Annotated in this window: 19 protein-coding genes; 15 read left to right on the plus strand and 4 right to left on the minus strand. The window is 73.7% G+C overall.

Features of this window, described 5'->3' with window-relative positions:
* From ACFXG1_RS29770 to ACFXG1_RS29815, 10 genes are all read left to right on the plus strand, one after another.
* The coding region (locus tag ACFXG1_RS29770; protein ID WP_384745330.1) for a response regulator at positions 1 to 576 on the plus strand (576 nt) is incomplete at its 5' end.
* 330 nt (positions 577 to 906) lie between these two features.
* A complete protein-coding gene (locus ACFXG1_RS29775) occupies positions 907 to 1,590 on the plus strand; it encodes a two-component system response regulator (protein ID WP_384745331.1) in 684 nt (227 codons plus the stop codon).
* A gap of 271 nt (positions 1,591 to 1,861) precedes the next feature.
* Complete coding sequence (locus ACFXG1_RS29780; RefSeq protein WP_384745333.1) at positions 1,862 to 4,717, plus strand: DNA translocase FtsK; 2,856 nt, start codon at positions 1,862 to 1,864, stop codon at positions 4,715 to 4,717.
* 397 nt (positions 4,718 to 5,114) lie between these two features.
* Complete coding sequence (locus ACFXG1_RS29785; protein WP_384723309.1) at positions 5,115 to 5,951, plus strand: helix-turn-helix domain-containing protein; 837 nt, start codon at positions 5,115 to 5,117, stop codon at positions 5,949 to 5,951.
* Between the two features lie 224 nt (positions 5,952 to 6,175).
* The gene (gene rimO, locus ACFXG1_RS29790) at positions 6,176 to 7,795 is read left to right on the plus strand and encodes a 30S ribosomal protein S12 methylthiotransferase RimO (protein ID WP_384745336.1); all 1,620 of its coding nucleotides are present in this window, start codon (positions 6,176 to 6,178) and stop codon (positions 7,793 to 7,795) included.
* Positions 7,792 to 8,460: a CDP-diacylglycerol--glycerol-3-phosphate 3-phosphatidyltransferase gene (gene pgsA / locus ACFXG1_RS29795; RefSeq protein ID WP_384715987.1), complete on the plus strand. Its 669-nt coding sequence runs from the start codon at positions 7,792 to 7,794 to the stop codon at positions 8,458 to 8,460. Before rimO ends, pgsA begins: the two co-directional genes overlap by 4 nt.
* The gene (locus tag ACFXG1_RS29800) at positions 8,457 to 8,975 is read left to right on the plus strand and encodes a CinA family protein (RefSeq protein WP_384715984.1); all 519 of its coding nucleotides are present in this window, start codon (positions 8,457 to 8,459) and stop codon (positions 8,973 to 8,975) included. Before pgsA ends, ACFXG1_RS29800 begins: the two co-directional genes overlap by 4 nt.
* A gap of 109 nt (positions 8,976 to 9,084) precedes the next feature.
* Positions 9,085 to 9,468 carry a helix-turn-helix domain-containing protein gene (locus ACFXG1_RS29805; RefSeq protein ID WP_175408184.1) on the plus strand — a complete coding sequence of 128 codons (384 nt, stop codon included), beginning with the start codon at positions 9,085 to 9,087 and terminating at the stop codon, positions 9,466 to 9,468.
* A 220-nt stretch (positions 9,469 to 9,688) separates the two neighbouring features.
* On the plus strand, positions 9,689 to 10,159 hold the full coding sequence (locus ACFXG1_RS29810) for a Dps family protein (RefSeq protein WP_384715981.1): 471 nt from the start codon (positions 9,689 to 9,691) through the stop codon (positions 10,157 to 10,159).
* Positions 10,160 to 10,251: 92 nt separating this feature from the next.
* Positions 10,252 to 10,491, plus strand: a complete 240-nt coding sequence (locus ACFXG1_RS29815) for a hypothetical protein (protein WP_384715978.1) — start codon at positions 10,252 to 10,254, stop codon at positions 10,489 to 10,491.
* Between the two features lie 36 nt (positions 10,492 to 10,527).
* Here ACFXG1_RS29815 and ACFXG1_RS29820 read toward each other — a convergent pair whose 3' ends face one another.
* The 3 genes from ACFXG1_RS29820 to ACFXG1_RS29830 all read right to left on the minus strand — a co-directional run bounded on the left by ACFXG1_RS29820 (position 10,528) and on the right by ACFXG1_RS29830 (position 16,916).
* Positions 10,528 to 11,304, minus strand: coding sequence for an SDR family NAD(P)-dependent oxidoreductase (locus ACFXG1_RS29820; RefSeq protein ID WP_384715975.1), 777 nt, complete (start codon positions 11,302 to 11,304; stop codon positions 10,528 to 10,530).
* 37 nt (positions 11,305 to 11,341) lie between these two features.
* The gene (locus ACFXG1_RS29825) at positions 11,342 to 12,190 is read right to left on the minus strand and encodes an Fpg/Nei family DNA glycosylase (RefSeq protein WP_384715972.1); all 849 of its coding nucleotides are present in this window, start codon (positions 12,188 to 12,190) and stop codon (positions 11,342 to 11,344) included.
* Between the two features lie 73 nt (positions 12,191 to 12,263).
* Positions 12,264 to 16,916: an ATP-dependent helicase gene (locus tag ACFXG1_RS29830; RefSeq protein ID WP_384745340.1), complete on the minus strand. Its 4,653-nt coding sequence runs from the start codon at positions 16,914 to 16,916 to the stop codon at positions 12,264 to 12,266.
* A 107-nt stretch (positions 16,917 to 17,023) separates the two neighbouring features.
* On the opposite strand from ACFXG1_RS29830, the gene ACFXG1_RS29835 reads away from it, so the two are divergent.
* The 3 genes from ACFXG1_RS29835 to ACFXG1_RS29845 all read left to right on the plus strand — a co-directional run bounded on the left by ACFXG1_RS29835 (position 17,024) and on the right by ACFXG1_RS29845 (position 19,347).
* Complete coding sequence (locus tag ACFXG1_RS29835; protein WP_384719210.1) at positions 17,024 to 17,911, plus strand: AraC family transcriptional regulator; 888 nt, start codon at positions 17,024 to 17,026, stop codon at positions 17,909 to 17,911.
* A gap of 192 nt (positions 17,912 to 18,103) precedes the next feature.
* Positions 18,104 to 19,042, plus strand: a complete 939-nt coding sequence (locus ACFXG1_RS29840; RefSeq protein ID WP_384745342.1) for an AzlC family ABC transporter permease — start codon at positions 18,104 to 18,106, stop codon at positions 19,040 to 19,042.
* Positions 19,039 to 19,347 carry an AzlD domain-containing protein gene (locus ACFXG1_RS29845; protein ID WP_384745344.1) on the plus strand — a complete coding sequence of 103 codons (309 nt, stop codon included), beginning with the start codon at positions 19,039 to 19,041 and terminating at the stop codon, positions 19,345 to 19,347. The genes ACFXG1_RS29840 and ACFXG1_RS29845 overlap by 4 nt, the downstream gene beginning before the upstream one ends.
* A gap of 49 nt (positions 19,348 to 19,396) precedes the next feature.
* Here ACFXG1_RS29845 and ACFXG1_RS29850 read toward each other — a convergent pair whose 3' ends face one another.
* On the minus strand, positions 19,397 to 20,356 hold the full coding sequence (locus tag ACFXG1_RS29850) for a hypothetical protein (protein ID WP_384713790.1): 960 nt from the start codon (positions 20,354 to 20,356) through the stop codon (positions 19,397 to 19,399).
* A gap of 77 nt (positions 20,357 to 20,433) precedes the next feature.
* Between ACFXG1_RS29850 and ACFXG1_RS29855 the strand changes: the two genes are divergently transcribed.
* Together ACFXG1_RS29855 and ACFXG1_RS29860 are read left to right on the plus strand one after the other, a co-directional pair.
* Positions 20,434 to 20,628 (plus strand): DUF3046 domain-containing protein, encoded by a 195-nt coding sequence (locus ACFXG1_RS29855; protein WP_384745346.1) that lies wholly within the window; start codon positions 20,434 to 20,436, stop codon positions 20,626 to 20,628.
* A gap of 519 nt (positions 20,629 to 21,147) precedes the next feature.
* Positions 21,148 to 22,299 (plus strand): AI-2E family transporter, encoded by a 1,152-nt coding sequence (locus ACFXG1_RS29860; RefSeq protein WP_384724249.1) that lies wholly within the window; start codon positions 21,148 to 21,150, stop codon positions 22,297 to 22,299.
* The last annotated feature ends 110 nt before the right edge of the window (positions 22,300 to 22,409 follow it).

Raw genomic sequence — 22,409 nt, forward strand, 5'->3', positions numbered from 1 at the left:
GGCCCCGCGGCGTGGTGCCGCCCCCGCCCCTCGGGGCGGGGGGGGGTGCGGGTGGTCCCGGCGGGGCCCGCCGGGGGGGGCGCCGGAACCTCCGGCGGGTCTCCGGCGGGTCTCGCCGGCGGGCCGGCGTCGGCCGGGGCCGGTCTGCCGGGCGCGTTCGGTGAGGAGGCGGGCGCGGAGCCGCGCCGTACCTTCGTGTTCGACAATGAGAAGGTGCTGATCGTCGACGACGACATCCGCAATGTCTTCGCGCTCACCAGCGTGCTGGAGCAGCACGGGCTTTCGGTGCTGTACGCGGAGAACGGCCGGGAGGGCATCGAGGTGCTGGAGCAGCACGACGATGTGACGGTCGTCCTGATGGACATCATGATGCCGGAGATGGACGGCTACGCGACGACGACGGCGATCCGCCGGATGCCGCAGTTCGCCGGGTTGCCGATCATCGCGCTGACCGCGAAGGCGATGAAGGGCGACCGGGAGAAGGCCATTGAGTCGGGCGCTTCGGACTATGTGACCAAGCCGGTCGATCCGGACCATCTGCTCTCGGTGATGGAGGACTGGATGCGGCGGCGTTGATACGAACCGTGACCGGAGAGTGATCGTCGATCATCATGATGGTGATCAATTGGTTATCAGATCTGATCGAAACTCCCCTAGTTGGTGACTGAGTTTGCCTGGAGGTGTGTGGGAGAGTGGGTTTCGGGGAACCTTCTGGTCTCGCGGCGCGTTTCTGGTCTGTGCACAGTGACATCGCGGTGACAGGGTGTGGCGGTGGGCGGGGTGCGGCTACCATGACCCGCACAAGGGCGGGCGGCGCAAAGGAGCCGTCCCCCGGGGCGGCGCCCGGTGTGTTCCCCGCGCTCACGAGGCCGGGGAGACTCCCATCCGGGGCGAGGAGGACGGGGCATGGTGCAGAAGGCCAAGATCCTCCTGGTCGATGACCGGCCGGAGAATCTGCTGGCGCTGGAGGCCATTCTCTCCGCGCTCGATCAGACACTGGTCCGGGCATCGTCCGGGGAGGAAGCGCTCAAGGCGCTGCTGACGGACGACTTCGCGGTCATCCTGCTGGATGTGCAGATGCCCGGCATGGACGGCTTCGAGACCGCCGCGCACATCAAGCGGCGGGAGCGGACGCGGGACATCCCGATCATCTTCCTCACGGCCATCAACCACGGCCCGCACCACACGTTCCGCGGCTATGCCGCGGGCGCGGTCGACTACATCTCCAAGCCGTTCGACCCATGGGTGCTGCGCGCCAAGGTCTCGGTCTTCGTCGATCTGTATATGAAGAACTGCCAGCTGCGGGAGCAGGCCGCGCTGCTCAGGCTCCAGCTGGAGGGCGGCGGCCGGACCCCGGCCGAGCGCAACGGCAAGGAGTCCGTGGGGCTGCTCGCCGAGCTGTCCGCCCGGCTCGCCGCCGTCGAGGAACAGGCCGAGGCGCTCTCCAAGCAGCTCTACGACGAGTCCGCCGACGCCGCGGCCGTGGCCACCGCCGCCCATCTCGAACGCAAACTCACCGGGCTGCGCCGGGCACTGGACGCGCTGGAGCCGGGTACGGGCGGCGCGCCCGCCCTTCCGTCGCAGATCTGAAGCCGGCTGAAGCCCTCGGTCCGACCTGTCGGACCTGTCCGACAGGCCCCCATGGGCCCGTCGGATCCGGCGGACGCGCTCTCGTGGGTCCGCCGGATCCGTGGGGCGTGCCCCCACCGGACGGATCCGGGGGCGGGGGGAGCGGCACCGCGCCGTACCGTGCCCCCGGCCGCTGAAACGGCGTCACCTTCGCGCCCCACGACGGCGACACGATGGGGTGAAGCCGTGGGCACACGTGTCCACCGCCGCCCACAGCGGTAACCTCACCCCCATGGCCTCACGTACGTCCGGCAATGGTTCCCAGGGCGCGGCGGGCACCGCCAAACCGCGCCCCGGCCGTACGAGCGGTGCCCCGGCCGCGAAGAAAGCGGCACCCGTGAAGAAGGCGGGCGCCGGGAAACCCCCGGCGAAGAAGGCCGCGCCCGCCAAGAAGGCCCCGGCGAAGAAGAAGGCCGCCGCGCCCGAACCCGCGCCGCGGAAGGTGCCGTCGCCCACCCATGGCGTCTACCGGCTCGCCCGCGCCCTCTGGCTCGGCACCGCCCGTACCGTCGGGGCGATGTTCCGAGGCATAGGGCGCGGTGCCAAGGGACTCGACCCCGCCCACCGCAAGGACGGGCTCGCCCTGCTGCTCCTCGGTGTCGCGCTGATCGTCGCCGCCGGAACCTGGTCCCATCTCAGCGGCCCCGTCGGCGATCTGGTCGAGATGCTGGTCACCGGTACGTTCGGCCGGCTCGATCTGCTGGTGCCGATACTGCTGGGAGCGGTCGCCGTCCGGCTGATCCTCTATCCGCAGCGGCCCGACGCCAACGGCCGGATCGTGATCGGGCTCTCCGCCCTCGTCGTCGGCGTCCTCGGCCAGGTCCACATCGCCTGCGGCTCACCCGGGCGCGACGCGGGCACCGGAGCGATGCAGGACGCCGGCGGGCTGATCGGCTGGGCCGCGTCCAAGCCGCTGATCTTCATGATGGGCGAGGTGCTCGCCGTCCCGATGCTGCTCCTGCTGACCGTCTTCGGGCTGCTCGTCACCACCGCGACCCCCGTCAACGCCATTCCGCAGCGGCTGCGGCTGCTGGGGGTGAAGCTCGGGCTCGTCCAGCCGGCCGGGACCGACCGCGCCGAGGACGCGGCGGACGGTTCGACCGACGACGACCGGCGCTACGACGAACAGTGGCGGGACGCCGTACCCGGCGACCGGCCGCGCAGGTCCGGAGCCCGCCGCGGCGGACGGGGGTACGACCCCGACGAGGCGGAGTCGGCCGAGCTGTCCCAGCGCCGGACGCCGCGCCGGGGCTCCGTACAGCCCGCCCTGCACCGGCCCATGGACGCCGTCGACGTGGCGGCGGCGGCCGCCGCCGCGCTGGACGGCGCGGTCTACAACGGGCTGCCGCCCTCCCCGCTGGTCGCCGATCTGACCAAGGACGTCACCGCCGATCTGCGGCGCGCGGGGACCCCGGTGCCGCCCGCGCGGGACCCGGACCACCCCGACCTGAGCGCCGCGCCGGGCGCGCCCGCCGCGCCCGGCGCGCCCGGGAAGAAGGGGGCCAGGGTCGCCAAGGGCGCTGCGCCCGGCTCCGTACCGGATCTGACCAAACCCGCGCCCGAGCGCGACGGGACCCTGCCGCCGCGGGCCGAGCAGCTCCGGCTCGCCGGGGACATCACCTACTCCCTGCCCCGTCTCGACCTGCTGGAGCGCGGCGGGCCGGGCAAGACCCGCAGCGCCGCCAACGACGCGATCGTGGCGTCCCTGACCACCGTCTTCAGGGAGTTCAAGGTCGACGCGGCCGTCACCGGCTTCACCCGGGGCCCGACCGTCACCCGGTACGAGGTCGAGCTGGGGCCGGCCGTGAAGGTCGAGCGGATCACGGCGCTCACCAAGAACATCGCCTACGCCGTCGCCAGCCCGGACGTACGGATCATCTCGCCGATCCCCGGCAAGTCCGCGGTCGGGATCGAGATCCCCAACACCGACCGGGAGATGGTCAACCTCGGTGACGTCCTGCGGCTCGCCGACGCCGCCGAGGACGACCACCCCATGCTGGTGGCGCTCGGCAAGGACGTCGAGGGCGGCTATGTGATGGCCAATCTCGCCAAGATGCCGCACATCCTGGTGGCGGGCGCCACCGGATCGGGCAAGTCCTCCTGCATCAACTGCCTGATCACATCGGTGATGATAAGGGCGACCCCGGAGGACGTCCGGATGGTGCTGGTCGACCCCAAGCGGGTCGAGCTGACCGCGTACGAGGGCATCCCGCATCTGATCACGCCGATCATCACCAACCCCAAGCGGGCCGCCGAGGCCCTCCAGTGGGTCGTCCGCGAGATGGATCTGCGCTACGACGACCTCGCGGCCTTCGGCTTCCGCCATATCGACGACTTCAACGAGGCGATCAGGGCCGGGAAGGTCAAGCTCCCGGAAGGCAGTGAGCGGGAGCTGCGGCCCTATCCGTATCTGCTGGTCATCGTGGACGAGCTGGCCGATCTGATGATGGTGGCGCCCCGGGACGTGGAGGACGCCATCGTCCGGATCACCCAGCTGGCGCGGGCCGCCGGAATCCATCTGGTGCTGGCCACCCAGCGGCCGTCCGTCGATGTCGTCACCGGTCTCATCAAGGCGAATGTGCCGTCCAGGCTGGCCTTCGCCACCTCCTCGCTCGCCGACAGCCGGGTCATCCTCGACCAGCCGGGCGCGGAGAAGCTGATCGGCAAGGGCGACGGGCTGTTCCTCCCGATGGGGGCCAACAAGCCCGTCCGGATGCAGGGCGCCTTCGTCACCGAGAACGAGGTCGCCGCCGTCGTACAGCACTGCAAGGAGCAGATGGCGCCCGTCTTCCGGGAGGACGTCACCGTCGGCGGCAAGCAGAAGAAGGAGATCGACGAGGACATCGGCGACGATCTCGACCTGCTCTGCCAGGCGGCCGAACTGGTCGTCTCCACCCAGTTCGGGTCGACCTCCATGCTCCAGCGGAAGCTGCGGGTCGGCTTCGCGAAGGCCGGCCGGCTGATGGACCTGATGGAGTCGCGGAACATCGTCGGCCCGAGCGAGGGCTCCAAGGCCCGTGACGTCCTGATCAAACCGGACGAGCTGGACGAGGTGCTGGCGGTGATCCGGGGCGAGTCCGCGCCGTGACGACGGCCGCCGCCGGGGCCGGGAGGGTCCTGGTCCCGCGGCACGGCCGCCGCCGGTCCCGCCGCACGGCGGGCCCCCGGGGCCGATACCGCTTCCGGGACCCGGAGGCCCGTCGGCGCGCCGGGCGCGACACGCCGAAGGGGCGGACGCGCCGGAGTGCGCCACCCCGCGCACGACACGGGCGGGGCGCTCGTACTCCCGTGGGGCGGGCGGGCAACCGTTTCCCTTGCCCGTACGTCAAGTTGGAGTAAGAGGTAGTGCAGAACTCCCCTCGACACCATCGACGCACCGGCCATTCCGATGGCGTACAAACTCCTTCCGCCCGGTTGCCCCACCCTTTCGTACCACCCGTAGACTGAACCTCCAGCAGGTGGTTACACGCTCGAAAGGCACCCCCGTGTCCATCGGCAACTCCCCCGAAGACGACCGGCCTTCCGCCCCCGAGGAGCGGCCCTCCATCGGCCGGGTCCTCCAGCAGGCGCGGATGGCGGCCGGACTGACCGTCGACGAGATCAGCGCCACCACCCGCGTACGTGTGCCGATCGTGACGGCGATCGAGCAGGACGACTTCACCCGCAGCGGCGGCGACGTCTACGCCCGCGGCCATATCCGGATGATCGCCCGCGCCGTCGGCCTCGACCCCGAACCGCTGATCGGACAGTACGACTCCGAGCACGGCGGACGGCCCGCGCCGACTCCCGCCGCGCCGCTCTTCGAGGCCGAACGCATCCGGCCCGAACCGCGCCGCCCCAACTGGACCGCGGCCATGGTCGCGGCCATCGTGGCGGTCGTCGGCTTCGTCGGCTTCACCCTCTTCAGCGGCGGGGACGACGACGCGGGCCAGGGGCAGGTCGCCAAGGGGCCGCAGGCCGAGCGCTCCGCGAGCGCGGGGACCCAGACCAGGCCGCCCGGCGTCCGCACCGACGCGCCGGGCCCGGTGCCGTCCGACTCCGCGATCGCGGCCGCCCCCGCCGACAAGGTCACCGTCAGGCTGACCGTGCTCCAGGACAAGAGCTGGATCTCCGCGAAGGCGGCCAACGGCCGGAAGATCTTCGACGGCACCCTCTCCGAGGGCGACACCCGGACCTTCCAGGACGACCGCCGGATCGATCTGATCCTCGGGAACGCCGGTGCGATCGAGCTGTACGTCAACGGGAAGAAGATCGAGGACGAGTTCAAGCGGGGACAGGTCGAACGGCTGTCGTATACGAAGGGTGACCCCGAGGCGGGCTGATCTCGTCTCCGTCCCGTCTCCCGTCCTGTTCTTCTGCCGGAGCATCGCTCCGGACGGGCGGACCGGACGGCGGTGGGGCGCGGTAGGGCATAGACGGGGCATAACCGGCGCGGACGGTGGATACGGCCGGGTACCGGGGCGGGTCGGACGGGGCGGCGCCCGGGTCCCCCCGTCGGCGAGGCTCGGGGCGAAGGCGCGGGCCCGGACGAAGTAGTCTTGAGCCCATGCCCGAACGCCGTACCGTCGCCCTTGTCACTCTTGGCTGCGCCCGTAACGAGGTGGACTCGGAGGAGCTAGCAGGCCGTCTGGCAGCGGACGGCTGGGACCTGGTCGACGACGCCACCGACGCGGATGTCGCCGTGGTCAACACCTGTGGCTTCGTCGAGGCCGCCAAGAAGGACTCCGTCGACGCCCTGCTGGAGGCGAACGACCTCAAGGACCACGGCCGCACCCAGGCCGTGGTCGCCGTCGGCTGCATGGCCGAGCGGTACGGCAAGGAGCTGGCCGACGCCCTGCCCGAGGCCGACGGTGTGCTGGGCTTCGACGACTACGCCGATATCTCCGACCGGCTGCAGACCATCCTCAGCGGCGGGAGCCACGCCGCCCACACCCCGCGCGACCGGCGCAAGCTGCTGCCGCTGAGCCCCGTGGAGCGCCAGGCCGCCACCGATGTGGCGCTGCCCGGACACGGCGCGCCCGCCGATCTGCCCGCCGGGCTCGCGCCCGAATCCGGCCCCCGCGCGCCCCTGCGCCGCAGGCTCGGCAGCAGCCCCGTCGCCTCCGTGAAGCTGGCGTCCGGGTGCGACCGGCGCTGCACCTTCTGCGCCATCCCCTCCTTCCGCGGCTCCTTCATCTCGCGCCGCCCCGCCGATGTGCTGGGCGAGACCCGCTGGCTGGCCGAGCAGGGCGTGAAGGAGATCATGCTGGTCTCCGAGAACAACACCTCCTACGGCAAGGACCTCGGCGACATCCGGCTCCTCGAGACGCTGCTGCCGGAGCTGGCGGCCGTCGACGGCATCGAGCGGGTACGCGTCAGCTATCTCCAGCCCGCCGAGATGCGGCCCGGACTGATCGACGTCCTGACCGGTACGCCCAAGGTCGCGCCCTACTTCGACCTGTCCTTCCAGCACTCCGCCCCCGGGGTGCTGCGCGCGATGCGGCGCTTCGGCGACACCGACCGGTTCCTCGAACTGCTGGAGACCATCCGCGCCAGAGCCCCGCGGGCCGGTGTGCGCTCCAACTTCATCGTCGGATTCCCCGGCGAGACCGCGGCGGACTACGCGGAGCTGGAGCGTTTCCTCACCCACGCCCGGCTCGACGCCATCGGTGTGTTCGGCTACTCCGACGAGGACGGCACCGAGGCGGCCACGTACGAGAACAAGCTGGACGAGGACCTCGTCGCCGAGCGGCTCGCCCGGCTCTCCCGGCTCGCCGAGGAGCTGACCGCGCAGCGCGCCGACGAGCGGCTCGGCGAGGAGCTTGAGGTGCTCGTCGAGTCGGTCGCCGCCGCGGACGGCACCGCCGAGCCCGGCGAGGCCGCGGTGGGACGCGCGGCGCACCAGGCCCCCGAGACCGACGGGCAGGTCGTCTTCGCCTCCGCCGACGGACTCGAGCCCGGCCGCATGGTGCGGGCGAAGGTGGTGGCCACGGAGGGTGTCGACCTGGTCGCCGAGTTCACCGGGCTGCCCGTGTCGCCCGGTGCCGCGGAGGTGACCGCCGCGGCCCCCTCGGCCACCGGCGCCGCCGCGCTGGAGGCCCTCGTCGCCGGGGCGGCGCCCCTGGGCGCCCGGCGGCTCGCCGGGGGCGGTGGTCGGCCCGCGGTCGGCGAGGAGGCGGACAGATGACCGGAGTGCCGGCATCCGCGGGGGGCGGCAGGCCGGGCCGGCCGGCACCCGGCGGCAAGCTGGGCGCTGCGGCCGTCAATCAGGCCAGCCTGTGGAACATCGCCAATGTCCTGACCATGCTGCGGCTGCTGCTGGTCCCCGCCTTCGTGGTGCTGCTGCTCCAGGACGGCGGATACGACCCGGCCTGGCGCGCCTGGGCCTGGGCCGCCTTCGCCGTCGCCATGATCACGGACGTTTTCGACGGCCATCTGGCCCGGACGTACAACCTGGTCACCGACTTCGGGAAGATCGCCGACCCGATCGCCGACAAGGCGATCATGGCCGCGGGGCTGATCTGCCTCTCCGCCCTCGGCGATCTGCCGTGGTGGGTCACGGGCGTGATCCTCTTCCGTGAGCTGGGCATCACCCTGATGCGCTTCTGGGTGATCCGTCACGGTGTGATCCCGGCCAGCCGGGGCGGCAAGATGAAGACCCTGGCGCAGGGCACGGCCGTCGGCATGTACGTCCTGGCGCTCACCGGGGGCCTCGCCACCCTCCGCTTCTGGGTGATGGCCCTGGCCGTCGTGCTGACCGTCGTCACCGGTCTGGATTACGTGCGCCAGGCGGTCTCGATGCGCCGCCGGGGGCTCGCCAAGGAGCGCCACACCGGGACGGACGCGCGATGACCGGTGTCCCGGCCGCCGGGCGGGTCCTGACGACGCTCGCGGAGCGTGACCAGACCCTGGCCGTCGCCGAATCCCTCACCGGGGGTCTGGTGGCCGCGGAGCTCACCGGAGTACCGGGTTCGTCGCGTTCCTTCCGCGGTTCCGTGACGGCGTACGCCACGGAGCTGAAGGAGGCGCTGCTGGGGGTCGACGCGACCCTTCTGGCGCAGCGGGGGGCGGTGGATTCCGAGGTCGCGGCGCAGATGGCGGCGGGTGCGCGCCGGTTGCTGGGCGCGGACTGGGGGATCGCCACCACCGGGGTCGCGGGCCCCGGACCACAGGACGGCCGCCCGGCCGGCACGGTCTTCGTGGCCGTATCGGGACCGGACGGAAGCGAGAAAGTGACCGGGCTGCGATTGAACGGCACCCGGGCGGAAATCCGTAAAGAGAGTGTACGGAGCGTACTGGAGCTGCTCTCCGGCGAACTGCACGGAAATGCGCGGGCACAGGATACGGAACAGAACGGGGGGAATTGATGTTTACAGCCCTGAGTGAACACGTCATCGCTCCCCGCACGGCCGCAGCGCGAGGCGGTACGGTGGGGCGTGAAGGATGCGGCTACGCGGTCCGAGGAGGGAGCCACCGATGATTCTGCTCCGTCGCCTGCTGGGTGACGTGCTGCGTCGGCAGCGCCAGCGCCAGGGCCGTACTCTGCGCGAAGTCTCCTCGTCCGCCCGAGTTTCGCTCGGCTATCTCTCCGAGGTGGAGCGGGGGCAGAAGGAGGCGTCCTCCGAACTGCTCTCCGCTATTTGCGACGCGCTGGACGTACGGATGTCCGAGCTCATGCGGGAAGTGAGCGACGAGTTGTCGCTCGCCGAATTGGCCGCGTCGGCAGCGGCGAGCGAGCCGGTGCCCGCACCGGTACGCCCGATGCTCAACTCCGTCTCCGTGACGTCGGTGGCGGGTGTGCCGACCGAGCGGGTGACGATCAAGGCGCCGGCGGAGGCCGTCGACGTCGTCGCCGCCTGATACGTCCGACGGCCGTGCCGAGGGTACGGCCGGTCGGGCGGACCGGCTGTCGACCCCGTTGACCGATCAGCGGAACAGACCCCGGTGTCGTGTCCCCCCTGTGGGGAACGCGACACCGGGGTTTTCGTCGTTGCGGTCCGGGCAGGCGCCTCTCATCGAAATGTTCCCTCCTGCGCGCTATGTCATGGTGGGAGGGAGTGGTGACCCGAGTGGAGGACGCATGTCTGTGGTGAAGAGCCCGCTGTCCGAGACCGACCTCAAGAACGTCGGTACGGCGCTCCAGGGCGCGCTGGTCGACCTCGTGGACCTCGGCCTGGTGGCCAAACAGGTGCACTGGAACGTCATGGGGCCGCGGTTCCGGTCCGTCCATCTCCAGCTGGACGAGGTCGTGGACACCGCGCGGCTGCACTCCGACACGGTGGCCGAGCGGTGCGCCGCCATCGGTGTCTCGCCGGACGGCAGGGCCGCGACGGTGGCCGCGCAGAGCGCGATCGGCGCACTGCCCGAGGGCTGGATCAAGGACACCGACGCGGTCCGGATCATGGTCGACGCGCTGGGCGCGGTGATCGGGCGGATGCGGGAGCGCATCGGGGTGACCGGGGATCCGGACCCGGTGAGCCAGGACATCCTCATCGGGCTGACGGCCGACCTCGAGAAGCACGCATGGATGTTCCAGGCCGAGAGCGCCTGAGGGCGGCGGCGGGTTCTTCGGGTTCTTCGGGCCCGCGTCGCCGCCGGTACGCGGCCCGCCTGTACGGAGCTCGGCTGTACGGAGCCCGGCCGGTGCTCGCCCTCGGGTTCGGTCTTGTGGGGCTCGTCGGCGGCGTCCTGTGGTGGTGGGCCGTGCTCCGGCTGGCGTTCGTACCGGAACGTTCCGGTCTTGCCGAGGGGGTGATCGCCGCGGGTGGCTGGGGGCTGGGACTGCTGCCGGTGCACGCCGCCGCCTTCCGGGGCGGGGACACCTCTTCCGGGGGGTCCGGTGGTTCCGGCGGTCCCGGGGGTTCCGGGGTTCCCCGGGCGTGAGCCGGGGGCGCGAGCGGGGCGGGCCGGGCGGGCCGGTCACCAGGGCATGGTGACACCGCCGTTGGGGCGGAGGATCTGGCCGGTGGTGAACGCTGCGGCGTCCGACGCCAGATGGAGCACCGTATGGGCGACGTCCTCGGGTTCGCCGACCCGGCCCAGCGGGGAGCGGCGGACCATCGCGCTCTCCACGGCGTCGCGGTGTCCGGCGTCCGCGCGGTGGGTCATGGGGGTACGGATCCAGCCCGGGGCCACGGCGTTCACCCGGATGCCGTGCGGGCCGAGTTCGGTGGCGAGGGTACGGGTCAGCTGGACGACGGCCGCCTTGGCGGCGCTGTAGCAGAAGAGCCCGGCACTCGCCGTGTCCACCGCCCCGGATGCCATGGTGACCAGGGACCCCGGGGTGCCCGTGGCGATCATGGCGCGGGCGGAGTGGCGGCAGGCGTGGAGCACCCCCTTGAAGTTGACCGCCAGGACGCGGTCGAGGTCCTCGTCGGAGGTGTCGAGGACCGGGCCGCTGTGCATGATCCCGGCGATCGCGGCGAGGACGTCCAGCCGGGCCGAGCGGGCCAGGACGGAGTCCACCACGGCCCCCACCCGGTCGTCGTCGGTGACGTCGAGGGGGTGGAGGAACACCGTGCCGCCGTCGGACCGGATCAGCCCGCCGGTTCCGGTGAGCCCCTCCTCGTCGAGATCGGCGCAGTGGACCGCGGCGCCCGCACGGGCGAGCAGGACGGCCGTGGCCCGGCCGATTCCGCTCGCGGCGCCGGTGACGAGTGCGGTGCGGCCGGTGAGGTCGTACGCCGAGAGGGCCATGCCCGGGACCGTACGACCGGATTTGACGGTACGTCAACTATGCTGCGGCGGGCCCCCGCGGTGGGCCGGGACCCTGCTGGCAGCCGGGACACCAGTAGGCGATCCGCTCATCGGGGGCGGGCGCCGGGCCCTGGTCGTGGGACGGGGTGACCCGGATGGGCCGGCCGCAGCGCGCACAGGGGTGCCCGGCGCGTCCGTAGACGTACAGGAGCGGCCCGCGGCGGCCGGTGCCGGGGACGGTACGGCGCTCGAAAGTGGTCCGGTTGGACATCAGCAGCCGGTGGGCGGTGGCGACCAGCCGGGCGACCGTCTCCTCCGGCAGGTCGCCGATCGGCAGCCAGGGGGTGACCCGGGCGAGGAACACCAGCTCGCAGCGGTACACATTGCCGATCCCCGCGAGATTGCGCTGATCGAGCAGGGCGTCACCGACGGGACGGGCCGGGTCGGCGCGCAGCCGGGCGACAGCGGTCGCGGCGGTTGTGGCGTCCCAGTCCGGCCCGAGGAGATCCGGGCCGAGATGCCCCACCACCCGGTCCTCGTCCCGGGTGCGCAGCAGCTCCAGCACCGGCAGCCGATAGCCCACGGCGGTGGCGGCCTCCGTGCCCAGCACCGCCCGGATCTGATGGGCAGGGCCACCGGTCCACCGGTCACCGGCGGCGAAGACCCGCCAGGCGCCGTCCATCCGCAGATGCGAGTGGAGGGTGAGGCCGCCCTCGAACCTCGTCAGCAGATGCTTGCCGCGCGGGGTGACGTCCAGGACCGACCGCCCGGTGAGGTCGGCCGTCGCGAAACGGGGCACCCGCAGATCGAAGCGGGTGAGCACCCCGCCGGCGAGAGCGTGGTGCAGCCGGTGCGCGGTCAGCCAGACGGTGTCTCCTTCGGGCATGGCTCCATCATGCGGCAGTGGACCGGGCCGGGGCGGCTCCTCCCGGTGCCGGGCCCTGCCGGTGCCGGGCCCGTCAGGGTCTGAGCCGGAGCCCTCTCGGGGTGGCGTGGAACCCGGCGGTCTCCAGGGCGCGGCCGAAGGGCGAGGTAAGCGCCGGGGTGCCGTTGGCGCGCTCCACGGTGACCGAGCCCAGGGTGCCCGCGCGGGCCGCTTCGGCGAGGGCGGAGGCCGCCGCCGCGAAGGCCGGGGAGTCGGCGTCGGCCCAGGCCAGCAGCGTTTTGCCGCCCCGTTCCAGATAGAGCGTCGGATCGCCGTCGACGAGGACGACCAGGGAGCCCGCCTTGCGCCCCGGCTTGTGCGCGGCACCGTCCGGCGGATCGGGCCAGGGGAGGGCCGCGCCGTACGCGTTCGCCGGGTCGGCCGCGGCGAGGAGCACCGCCCGGGGGTCCGTACGCCCGTCGGAGCGTTCCCGCGCGCCGGAGGCCGCCCGCAGCCGGTCGACCGCGCCGTCCATGGCGAACTGGGCGGCCCCCAGACCCTCGACGACATAGCCGCGGCGGGCCTGCCCGCGGTCCTCGAAGGCGGACAGGACGCGATACGCGGCAGAGAAGCCGCCCTCGACGCCCTCGGCCGCCACCGCGCCCCGGGTCACCACGCCGTGCCGGTCGAGCAGGGTCCGGGCCAGGGCGTGCGCCCGGTGGGTGGGGTCCGGCTCGGCGGGCGGCAGCAGCGACCACCGGCCGCTGACCGTCGGCGGGCCGCCGCGGGACGCGGGCCTGGCCGCGACCGTCGGACCGCCGTACCGTCCACGGGGCACGGGGCGCCGGGCGCGGTGGGCCGTCGAACCCGCGGTGCGGCCCGAGCCGAGGAGGGACCGCAGCGGCGCGAGCGTGTCGTTCGTCAGCCGACCGGACCAGGCCAGATCCCAGACGACATCGGCCAGCCGCGGATCGGTGACCTCCGGATGGGCGGCCCTGACCTGGTCGGCGATCTGCCGGAAGAACAGGCCGTACCCGGGGGCGAGGGCCGCCAGGACCGCCGTATGCAGCGGTGTCTCCTCCAGCGGATGGGCCGCGGGGAGCAGCAGCGGCGCCGAGTCCGCCGGATAGAGCGCGACCCAGCCGTCCTTGCCGGGCAGGGCGCCCGCGCCCGCCCAGACGATTTCGCCCGTGGTGGTCAGCTCGTCCAGCAGGGCCGGGGTGTAGCCGTGGACCCGGGACGGCAGGATCAGCTTCTCCAGCGCGGAGGCGGGCACCGCCACGCCCTGGAGCTGCTCGACCGCCCGGGCGAGCCCGTCGATACCCCGCAGATCACGGCCGCCGATGTGCTGCCAGCGGGGGAGGAAGTCGGCGAGCGCGGCGGGCGGCACGGGCTCCAGCTCCTGCCGGAGCGCGGCCAGGGACCGGCGCCGCAGTCTGCGCAGCACGGTCGCGTCGCACCACTCCTGCCCGGCGCCGTCCGGGCCGATGGCCGTCGGCGCCGGGTGGAACTCGCCCGCGACGATCCGGCCCGACGCCGCCAGCCGGTGGAGCGCGCCGTCGGTCACGGCCGGGCCGAGGCCGAAGCGCGCCGCGGCCCGGACCGAGGTGAACGGGCCGTGCGTGCGCGCGTACCGGGCGAGGAGATCGCCCAGCGGATCCTTGACGGGCTCGGTGAAGGCCTCGGGGACACCGACCGGAAGGGCGGTGCCGAGCGCGTCGCGCAGCCGTCCGGCGTCCTCGATCGCCGCCCAGCTCTCCGCCCCCGCGATCCGTACCGCGATGGCCCGCCGGGCGGCGGCCAGGCTCCGGACCCAGGCGGGGTCGGCGCCCCGCTCGGCCAGCTCCGCGTCGGTCAGCGGGCCCAGCATCCGCAGCAGATCCGCGACCCCTTCCTCGTCCCGGACCCGCCGGTCCTCCGTCAGCCACCGCAGCTCCCGCTCCAGCTCGGTGAGGACGTCGGGGTCGAGCAGCTCGCGCAGCTCCGCCTGCCCCAGCAGCTCCGACAGCAGCCGGGAGTCGAGGGAGAGGGCGGCGGCCCGCCGCTCGGCGAGCGGCGAGTCACCCTCGTACAGGAACTGGGCGACGTAGCCGAAGAGGAGGGAGCGGGCGAACGGCGACGGCTCGGGGGTGGTGACCTCGACCAGCCGCACCCGGCGGGCCTCGATATCGCCCATCAGCTCGGTCAGGCCCGGGACGTCGAAGACGTCCTGGAGGCACTCCCGGACCGCTTCGAGGACGATCGGGAAGGACCCGAACTCGCTCGCCACCTGCAACAGCTGGGCGGCGCGCTGACGCTGCTGCCACAGGGGGGTGCGCTTGCCCGGGCTGCGCCGGGGCAGCAGCAGGGCCCGTGCCGCGCACTCGCGGAACCGGGCGGCGAACAGCGCCGAGCCGCCGACCTGGTCGGTGACGATCCCGCCGATCTCGTCCTTGTCGAAGACCGCGTCGGCCGCGCCGACGGGTGCCTGGCCGTCGTCGAAGACGGTGTCCTGCCCGGCCGGGTCCGCGTCGAGCAGGTCGAGCCCCAGCAGATCGGCGTCCGGCAGCCGCAGCACGATGCCGTCGTCGGCATGCATGACCTGCGCGTCCATGCCGTACCGCTCGGCCAGCCGGGCGCCGATGGCCAGCGCCCACGGCGCGTGGACCTGGGCGCCGAAGGGGGAGTGGATCACCACCCGCCAGTCGCCCAGCTCGTCCCGGAACCGCTCCACCAGGATCGTGCGGTCGTCCGGGACATGACCGCAGGCACGGCGCTGCTCGTCCAGATATCCCAGCACGTTCTCCGCGGCCCAGGCGTCCAGACCGGCGGCGAGCAGCCGCAGCCTGCCGTCCTCCGGCGGGAGCGCGCCCACCTCCCGCAGGAATCCGCCGACCGCGCGGCCCAGCTCCAGCGGGCGGCCCAGCTGGTCGCCCTTCCAGAACGGCAGCCTGCCCGGCACCCCGGGGGCCGGGGTCACCAGGACCCGGTCCCGGGTGATGTCCTCGATCCGCCAGGAGGAGGTGCCGAGGGTGAAGACGTCGCCCACCCGCGACTCGTACACCATCTCCTCGTCCAGCTCCCCGACCCGGCGGCCGCCACCGCCCTTCTCGTCGGCGGATCCGGCGAGGAAGACCCCGAACAGGCCGCGGTCGGGGATCGTGCCGCCGGAGGTGACGGCCAGCCGCTGGGCACCGGGCCGGCCCGTGACGGTGCCCGCGACCCGGTCCCACACCACCCGGGGCCGCAGCTCGGCGAAGGCGTCCGACGGATAGCGCCCGGCCAGCATGTCCAACACGGCCTCGAACGCCGACTCGGGCAGGGCCGAGAACGGCGCGGCCCGGCGGACCAGCGCCAGCAGGTCGTCGACCTGCCAGGTGTCGAGGGCGACCGTCGCCACCAGCTGCTGGGCCAGGACGTCCAGCGGGTTGGACGGGACGCGCAGCGCCTCGATGGCCCCCTCGCGCATCCGCTCGGTGACCACGGCCGACTGCACCAGATCCCCCCGGTACTTCGGGAAGACCACGCCCCGGGAGACCGCCCCCACCTGGTGGCCCGCCCGGCCCACCCGCTGGAGGCCCGAGGCCACGGACGGCGGGGACTCGACCTGGACGACGAGATCGACCGCGCCCATGTCGATACCCAGCTCCAGGCTGGAGGTGGCCACCACGGCGGGCAGCCGGCCGGCCTTGAGGTCCTCCTCGACCAGGGCCCGCTGCTCCTTGGAGACCGAGCCGTGGTGCGCCCGGGCGAGCAGCGGCGGCGCGCCCCGGGCCGCCCCGGACTGGGCCATGATCTCGGCGGGCGGGGCGCCCTCCGGGAGGGCCTCGCCCATGGCCCGTTCGTACGCGATCTCGTTGAGCCGGTTGCACAGCCGCTCCGCGAGCCGCCGGGAGTTGGCGAACACGATCGTCGAACGGTGGGCCTGGACGAGATCGGCGATCCGCTCCTCCACATGGGGCCAGATCGACGGCCGGTCGCCGCCGGACGCCGGGGCGCCCGGCGCGTCGGCCGCGGGGGCGGCCAGCTCGCCCAGATCCTCGACCGGGACCACGACCGACAGGTCGAACTCCTTGTCCGAGGGCGGCTGGACGATCTCCACCCGGCGGTGCGGCGACAGATAGCGGGCCACCTCGTCCACCGGCCGGACCGTCGCCGACAGGCCGATCCGGCGGGCCGGGCGCGGCAGCAGCTCGTCGAGACGCTCCAGCGACAGCGCCAGATGCGCGCCCCGCTTGGTGCCCGCCACGGCGTGCACCTCGTCGAGGATCACCGTCTCCACCCCGGCGAGGGCGTCCCGGGCGGCCGAGGTGAGCATCAGGAACAGGGACTCGGGGGTGGTGATGAGGATGTCCGGCGGCCGGGTGGACAGGGACCTGCGCTCGGCGGGCGGGGTGTCGCCCGAGCGGATCCCGACCCGGACCTCCGGCTCCGGCTGCCCCAGCCGCACCGCCTCCTGCCGGATCCCCGTCAGCGGGCTGCGCAGATTGCGCTCCACGTCGACCGCGAGGGCCTTCAGCGGCGAGACGTACAGCACCCGGCAGCGCGCCTTCGGATCGGCGGGCGGAGGCGTGGACGTCAGGGCGTCGAGGGCGGCGAGGAAGGCGGCGAGCGTCTTGCCCGAGCCCGTCGGGGCCACCACGAGGACGTCCGAGCCCTCGCCGATTGCCCGCCAGGCGCCTGTCTGCGCCGCCGTGGGCGCGCTGAAGGCCCCCGCGAACCAGCCGCGGGTCGCGGGGGAGAACGAGTCGAGCACATTCCCGGCCATGTCCCCCATCGTGCACCGTGCCACTGACAATCGATGCCGGACGGCTCTCACCAGCGGGAACACCGGCCGGCCGGTGGCGGGAGAGCCGTCGCACGCACAATGGCCCCATGACCGGGGGCGAGGGCGAGGGCGAGGGCGAAGGCAAGGGCGAGGGCGGGCGCACGGCACGGGGTACGGCCGGACGGGAGTGGGCGCGGCACTGGCGGCACGAGGCGCTGCCCGGCCTCGATCTCCTGCGCGCCCGCTACGTCAGCCACAGATTCCCCCGCCACAGCCACGAGGGCTATCTCCTCGCCGCGGTCCTGCGCGGCGCCGAGGACCTGGGGATCCCCGGGGGCCGGTTCCTCATCCGCCCCGGTGACATCGCGGTCCTCAATCCCGAGGTCCCCCACGAGGCCAGGACCGGCGACCCGGAAGGCTGGGCCTATGTCGCCCTCTACCCGTCGCTCGCCCTGGTCGGCGCCGTCGCCGACGAGATCGGCGCCCTGCGCGGCACCCCGGCCTTCCGGGACGCCGCCGTCGCCGACCCGGTCGCGTCCGCCCTGCTCCACCGGGTCTACGAGGCGGCGGACGCGGGCGACGCGCTGGCCGCCGACAGCCTGCTGAGGACCGCGATAGCGCGGCTGCTCCGCGCCAACGGGGGCCCGATGCCCCTCCGGGCCCCGCGCGCGGCCGGCGCCGGGGCGGTCGCCAGGGCCCGGGAACTCCTGGAGGAGCGGATGACCGACCCGCCGTCGCTGGAGCGGCTGGCGCGGGAGGTGGGGACGGCGCCGTTCGCGCTGCTCCGCGCGTTCAGGGCGGCGTACGGCATGCCCCCGCACACCTGGCTCACCGACGCCCGGGTGCGCCGCGCACAGCGGCTGCTGGCCCTGGGCGAGCGCCCGGCCGAGGTGGCCGCCGCCGTCGGCTTCACGGACCAGCCCCATCTGAACCGCCACTTCACCCGGATCGTGGGTGTGCCACCGGGCGCGTACCGCAAGGAACGCGCCGGGTAGCGGCCGGAGAGCCGCCGGAGAGCCGCCGGGGCGCGCGGGAACGGGCGGGCGGGAGCGGGCGGGTCGCCGCCGGGAAGGAGCCGGGTGGCGGCGGGGAAGGGGCCGGGACATGGCCGGGCAGGACAGGGCCGGTCCCCGGAGCCGCAAGAACGTACAAGACCGGCGCGCGTGCCGCCGCGTACCGTCCCCCACATGGCAGAACAGACCGTCCCGGTGGGTCCACCCGGGAGCAACCCGTCACCAGCCGCCCCCGCGGGGGCCCGCGTCCGTACCGCGTCCGACCCCGGTAGGGAGAAGCCCGACGCGGCCGTCGTACGCGACGCCCTTGCGGTGGGCGTCGCCGTCGGGCTCTCCGGCTTCGCGTTCGGGGTCACCGCGGCGGGTTCGGGGCTCACCCTGCTCCAGGTCTGTGCCCTGAGCCTGCTGGTGTTCACCGGGGCTTCGCAGTTCGCCCTGGTCGGGGCGTTGGCGGCGGGCGGCAACCCGTTCACGGCCGCGGCCGGGGCGTTCTTCCTCGGTATCCGGAACGCCTTCTACGGGCTGCGCCTCTCGCAGCTGCTCGCCCTGCCCCGCGCGGTGCGGCCGTTCGCCGCCCACTGGGTCATCGACGAGACCACCGCCGTCGCGCTCGCCCAGCCCGGCCGGCGCTCGGCACGGCTCGGCTTCACCGTGACCGGGCTGACGCTGTACGTCCTGTGGAACCTGACCACCCTGCTCGGCGCGCTCGGCGCCGAGGCCATCGGGGACACCGACGCCTGGGGGCTGGACGCGGCGGGACCGGCCGTCTTCCTGGCCCTGCTCGCGCCCATGCTCCGGACGACCACCGAACGCGCCGTCGCCGGTCTCGCGGTCCTGCTCGTCCTGGTCGCCCTGCCGGTCCTGCCCGCGGGGGTGCCCGTCCTCGTCGCCGGGCTCGCGGCGCCCGCCGTCCTGTGGTTCACGGGGCGTACGCACGGCACGCACGGCGCGGACAGTGCCGATGCCACGTCGGGCACGGATGGCGCGACCGCCACGACCGCCACGACCGCCACGACCGCCACGACCGGCCCGGCCGGCGACCGGGCGGCGTCCCGGCGCGACGCCGCGCCCGGCGGACAGGACGGGCCGCGGCCCGGGAACGAGGAACGATGAGCGTCTGGATCGCGATAGCCGTGACGGCGGTCGGCTGCTACCTGGTGAAGCTCGCCGGACTGCTGGTCCCCGGCGACGTCCTGGAACGTCCCCTGGTGCGGCGGCTCGCCGCCCTGGTCCCCGTCGCGCTGCTGGCCGCCCTCACGGCGGAGCAGACCTTCGGCGCGGCGGGCTCCCTCACCGTCGACGCCCGCGCCGCGGGGCTGGCGGCGGCCGCCCTGGCCCTGGTGCTGCGGGCGCCCTTCCTGATCGTGGTCGCGGCCGCCGTCCTGGTCACGGCGGGAGTACGGGCGATCGGCGGCTGACGGATCCCTCCGGCCCGTGCGCCGGGGGAGCCCGGCGTACGCGGGCGGATCAGCCGATGGAGCGCCCGTACGCCCGCAGGGTCCGCAGCGCCTCGACCGTCACGATCGGCCGCGCCTCCAAGGCCGTCCCCGGGGCCCAGCTCCGCCAGGTCAGCGGCCAGCCGCCGTCCTCCCGCTGCTCCCCGGCGAGCCGGTCGAGGGCGAGCCGTGTCTCGTCGTCCGTGAACCAGTGCCGGGCCAGTGACTCGGGTGTACGGGCGTAGTCGTACGGGTAGTGGTGCTCGCCCGGGGCGTAGCCGGGGGCGACGGGCTGCTCGTCCGCCCGCTCCGGATCGAGCACCACCAGCCGTCGCTCCCGCACCAGCCGCCCCAGCCGGTCGGCCGCCGTCCGGGCGCGCGCCCGGTCCGGGACGCCGTCGAGGAAGGCGACCGCCGCCTCGATCTCGTACGGATGGGAGTCCTCCAGTGACTCCACCGCCGCCCAGCAGAAGTCCGTGGCGCGGAAGAGCCAGGCGTGCCACACCTCGTTGCGGTGGAGCAGCCCCACGACCGGTCCCGTGGTCAGCAGCGACCCGGGCGGGTCGGCGACGACCGGGACGAAGGGCGCCGCCGGATAGCCCCGCTGCGACGGATGGACGGCGGGCAGGGCGCCCTCCGGGGTCGACACCCGGGTGAGATAGCGGCACAGCCGCTCCGCCCGCAGCCCGCCGCACCGGCCGATGGAGTCGAGGACCCGCAGTGCGTGCGCGGTGTGCAGCGGCTGGCTCACCGGGCCGCGCAGATCCGGCTCCAGCGCGTGGCCGTAGCCGCCGTCCTCGTTCAGATACGGGGACAGGGCCGCGTCCACGGCGTCGGCGCTCCCGCCCAGGAAGTGATGGGCGAAGCGCCGCTGCTCCAGGACGCGGGCGGTGAGCCAGACGAAGTACTCGGCGCGGGCGAGCGGCGACGCGGACGACGGTGGCACGGCCGTACCGGATCCGGCGTTTTCATCGGGTTCATCCAGGTTCATACCCAGACCGTAGGGCGCCGCGGGCCCCGGGGCGGCGAGAGGGCCGGGGCGCACTCCCTGAGCGGGATACTGGCGTCATGCGGTTGACGATTTTCTGGGAGCGGATGGCGGACCACTTCGGGGCCGGGTACGCCGACTCCTTCGCGCGGGACCATGTGATGACCGAACTGGGCGGCCGGACCGTCCATCAGGCGCTGGACGAGGGCTGGGAGGCCAAGGACGTCTGGCGGGCGGTCTGCGCGGCCGTCGGCGTCCCCGCCGACAAGCGCTGAGCCCCGGCCGCCCGGCCGCCCGGCTGGCCGCCTGCCCTCCCGCTCGGCCGCCCGGCCTCCCGCCCGGCGGCGGTCGGCCGTCGGTGCGGCCGGCGGCGAGCGCCGCGCGACCGAATCGACACCGGACCGTCGTCCACAGGACATCGGGCCGGGTCCCCGAGCACGGCCGCGGTAGGCGACACTGGGCCGGTGGCCCCGACGAGCGACCAGCACGACGACAACGAACACGACGGATCCTCGGACCGTACCGGTGAGCACCGGGACGGCCGCGGCGGACCCGGCGGACCCGGCTCCCGCGACGACGGCGAGGCGGGCGACGGCGGCGGCCGGGCGGCCGACGGCCCCGAGCGGAGAACCGTGCCCGCCCAGGGCACGGCCCCCGGCGCGCCCGCTCCCGGCGGAGGCGTCGCCGTGGCCGCGCCCTCGCCCGGGAAGGGCCCGGACGGCCCCGCCGAGGACGTGACCCCGCCGGCGGGCCCGCCGCCCCGGCCCGCGGGCGGCGCGCTCGGCCCGGCCCGGATGCCGCGCTGGCTCCCGCGCGCGATGGTGCTCGCCCTCGCCCTGTACGCCTGTTTCCAGCTCGGGGCCTGGGCCTTCCACCAGCTGATCGGGCTGCTGCTGAACATCCTGATCGCGTTCTTCCTCGCCCTCGCCATCGAGCCAGCGGTGGGACGGATGGCGGCCCGGGGGATGCGGCGCGGCCTCGCCACGTTCCTGGTCTTCCTCGGGATCGTCGGCTTCGCCGTCGGCTTCGTGGTGCTGCTGGGATCGATGCTGGCCGACCAGATCGTGACGATGGTCGAGGAGTTCCCCAAATACCTCGACTCCGTGATCAAGTGGATCAACACCACGTTCAAGACCGAGCTGTCCCGGGTCGAGGTCCAGGACAGCCTGCTGAAGTCGGACTGGCTCCAGCAGTACGTCCAGAACAGCGCGAGCGGCGTGCTCGACGTCTCGGCCACCGTCCTCAGCGGGCTTTTCCAGCTGCTGACGATCTCCCTTTTCTCGTTCTACTTCGCCGCCGACGGGCCGCGGCTGCGCCGCGCGCTCTGCTCCGTCCTGCCCCCGGCCAAGCAGACGGAGGTCCTGCGCGCCTGGGAGATCGCCGTCGACAAGACCGGCGGCTATCTGTACTCACGCGGGCTGATGGCGCTGATCTCCGGTGCCTCGCACTTCGTCCTGCTGGAGATTCTCGGGGTGCCCTACGCCCCGGCGCTCGCCGTCTGGGTCGGCCTGGTGTCCCAGTTCATCCCGACCATCGGCACCTATCTCGCCGGTGCCCTGCCGATGCTGATCGCCTTCACCGTCGACCCCTGGTACGCGGTGTGGGTGCTCGGGTTCGTCGTGGTGTACCAGCAGTTCGAGAACTACGTCCTCCAGCCCAAGCTGACCTCCCGGACCGTCGACATCCACCCCGCGGTGGCCTTCGGCTCCGTGATCGCGGGCACGGCTCTGATGGGCGCCGTGGGCGCGCTGATCGCCATTCCGGCGGTCGCCACCCTCCAGGCGTTCCTCGGCGCCTATGTGAAGCGGTACGCCGTGACCGACGACCCCCGTGTCCAGGGGCACCGAGACCGGCGGGCCGGACAGCTCTTCCGGCGCTTCCGCCCACCCGCCGCGGCCGGACGGGAGACCGCTCAGGACCCGGCGGGGCCGGGGACCGGCGACTGAACGAGTCGGTTCGCCCGAGGGCCGCCGGTGGCCGCCGGTGGCCGCCGGGCGGACCGTAGTTCGCCCGCGCCCCGGAACGCCCCGGACGCTCCGGGTCCGCCGCCTCCGAG

Source organism: Streptomyces sp. NPDC059248 (assembly GCF_042753905.1).
In the GTDB taxonomy this organism is placed as follows: Bacteria; Actinomycetota; Actinomycetes; order Streptomycetales; family Streptomycetaceae; genus Streptomyces.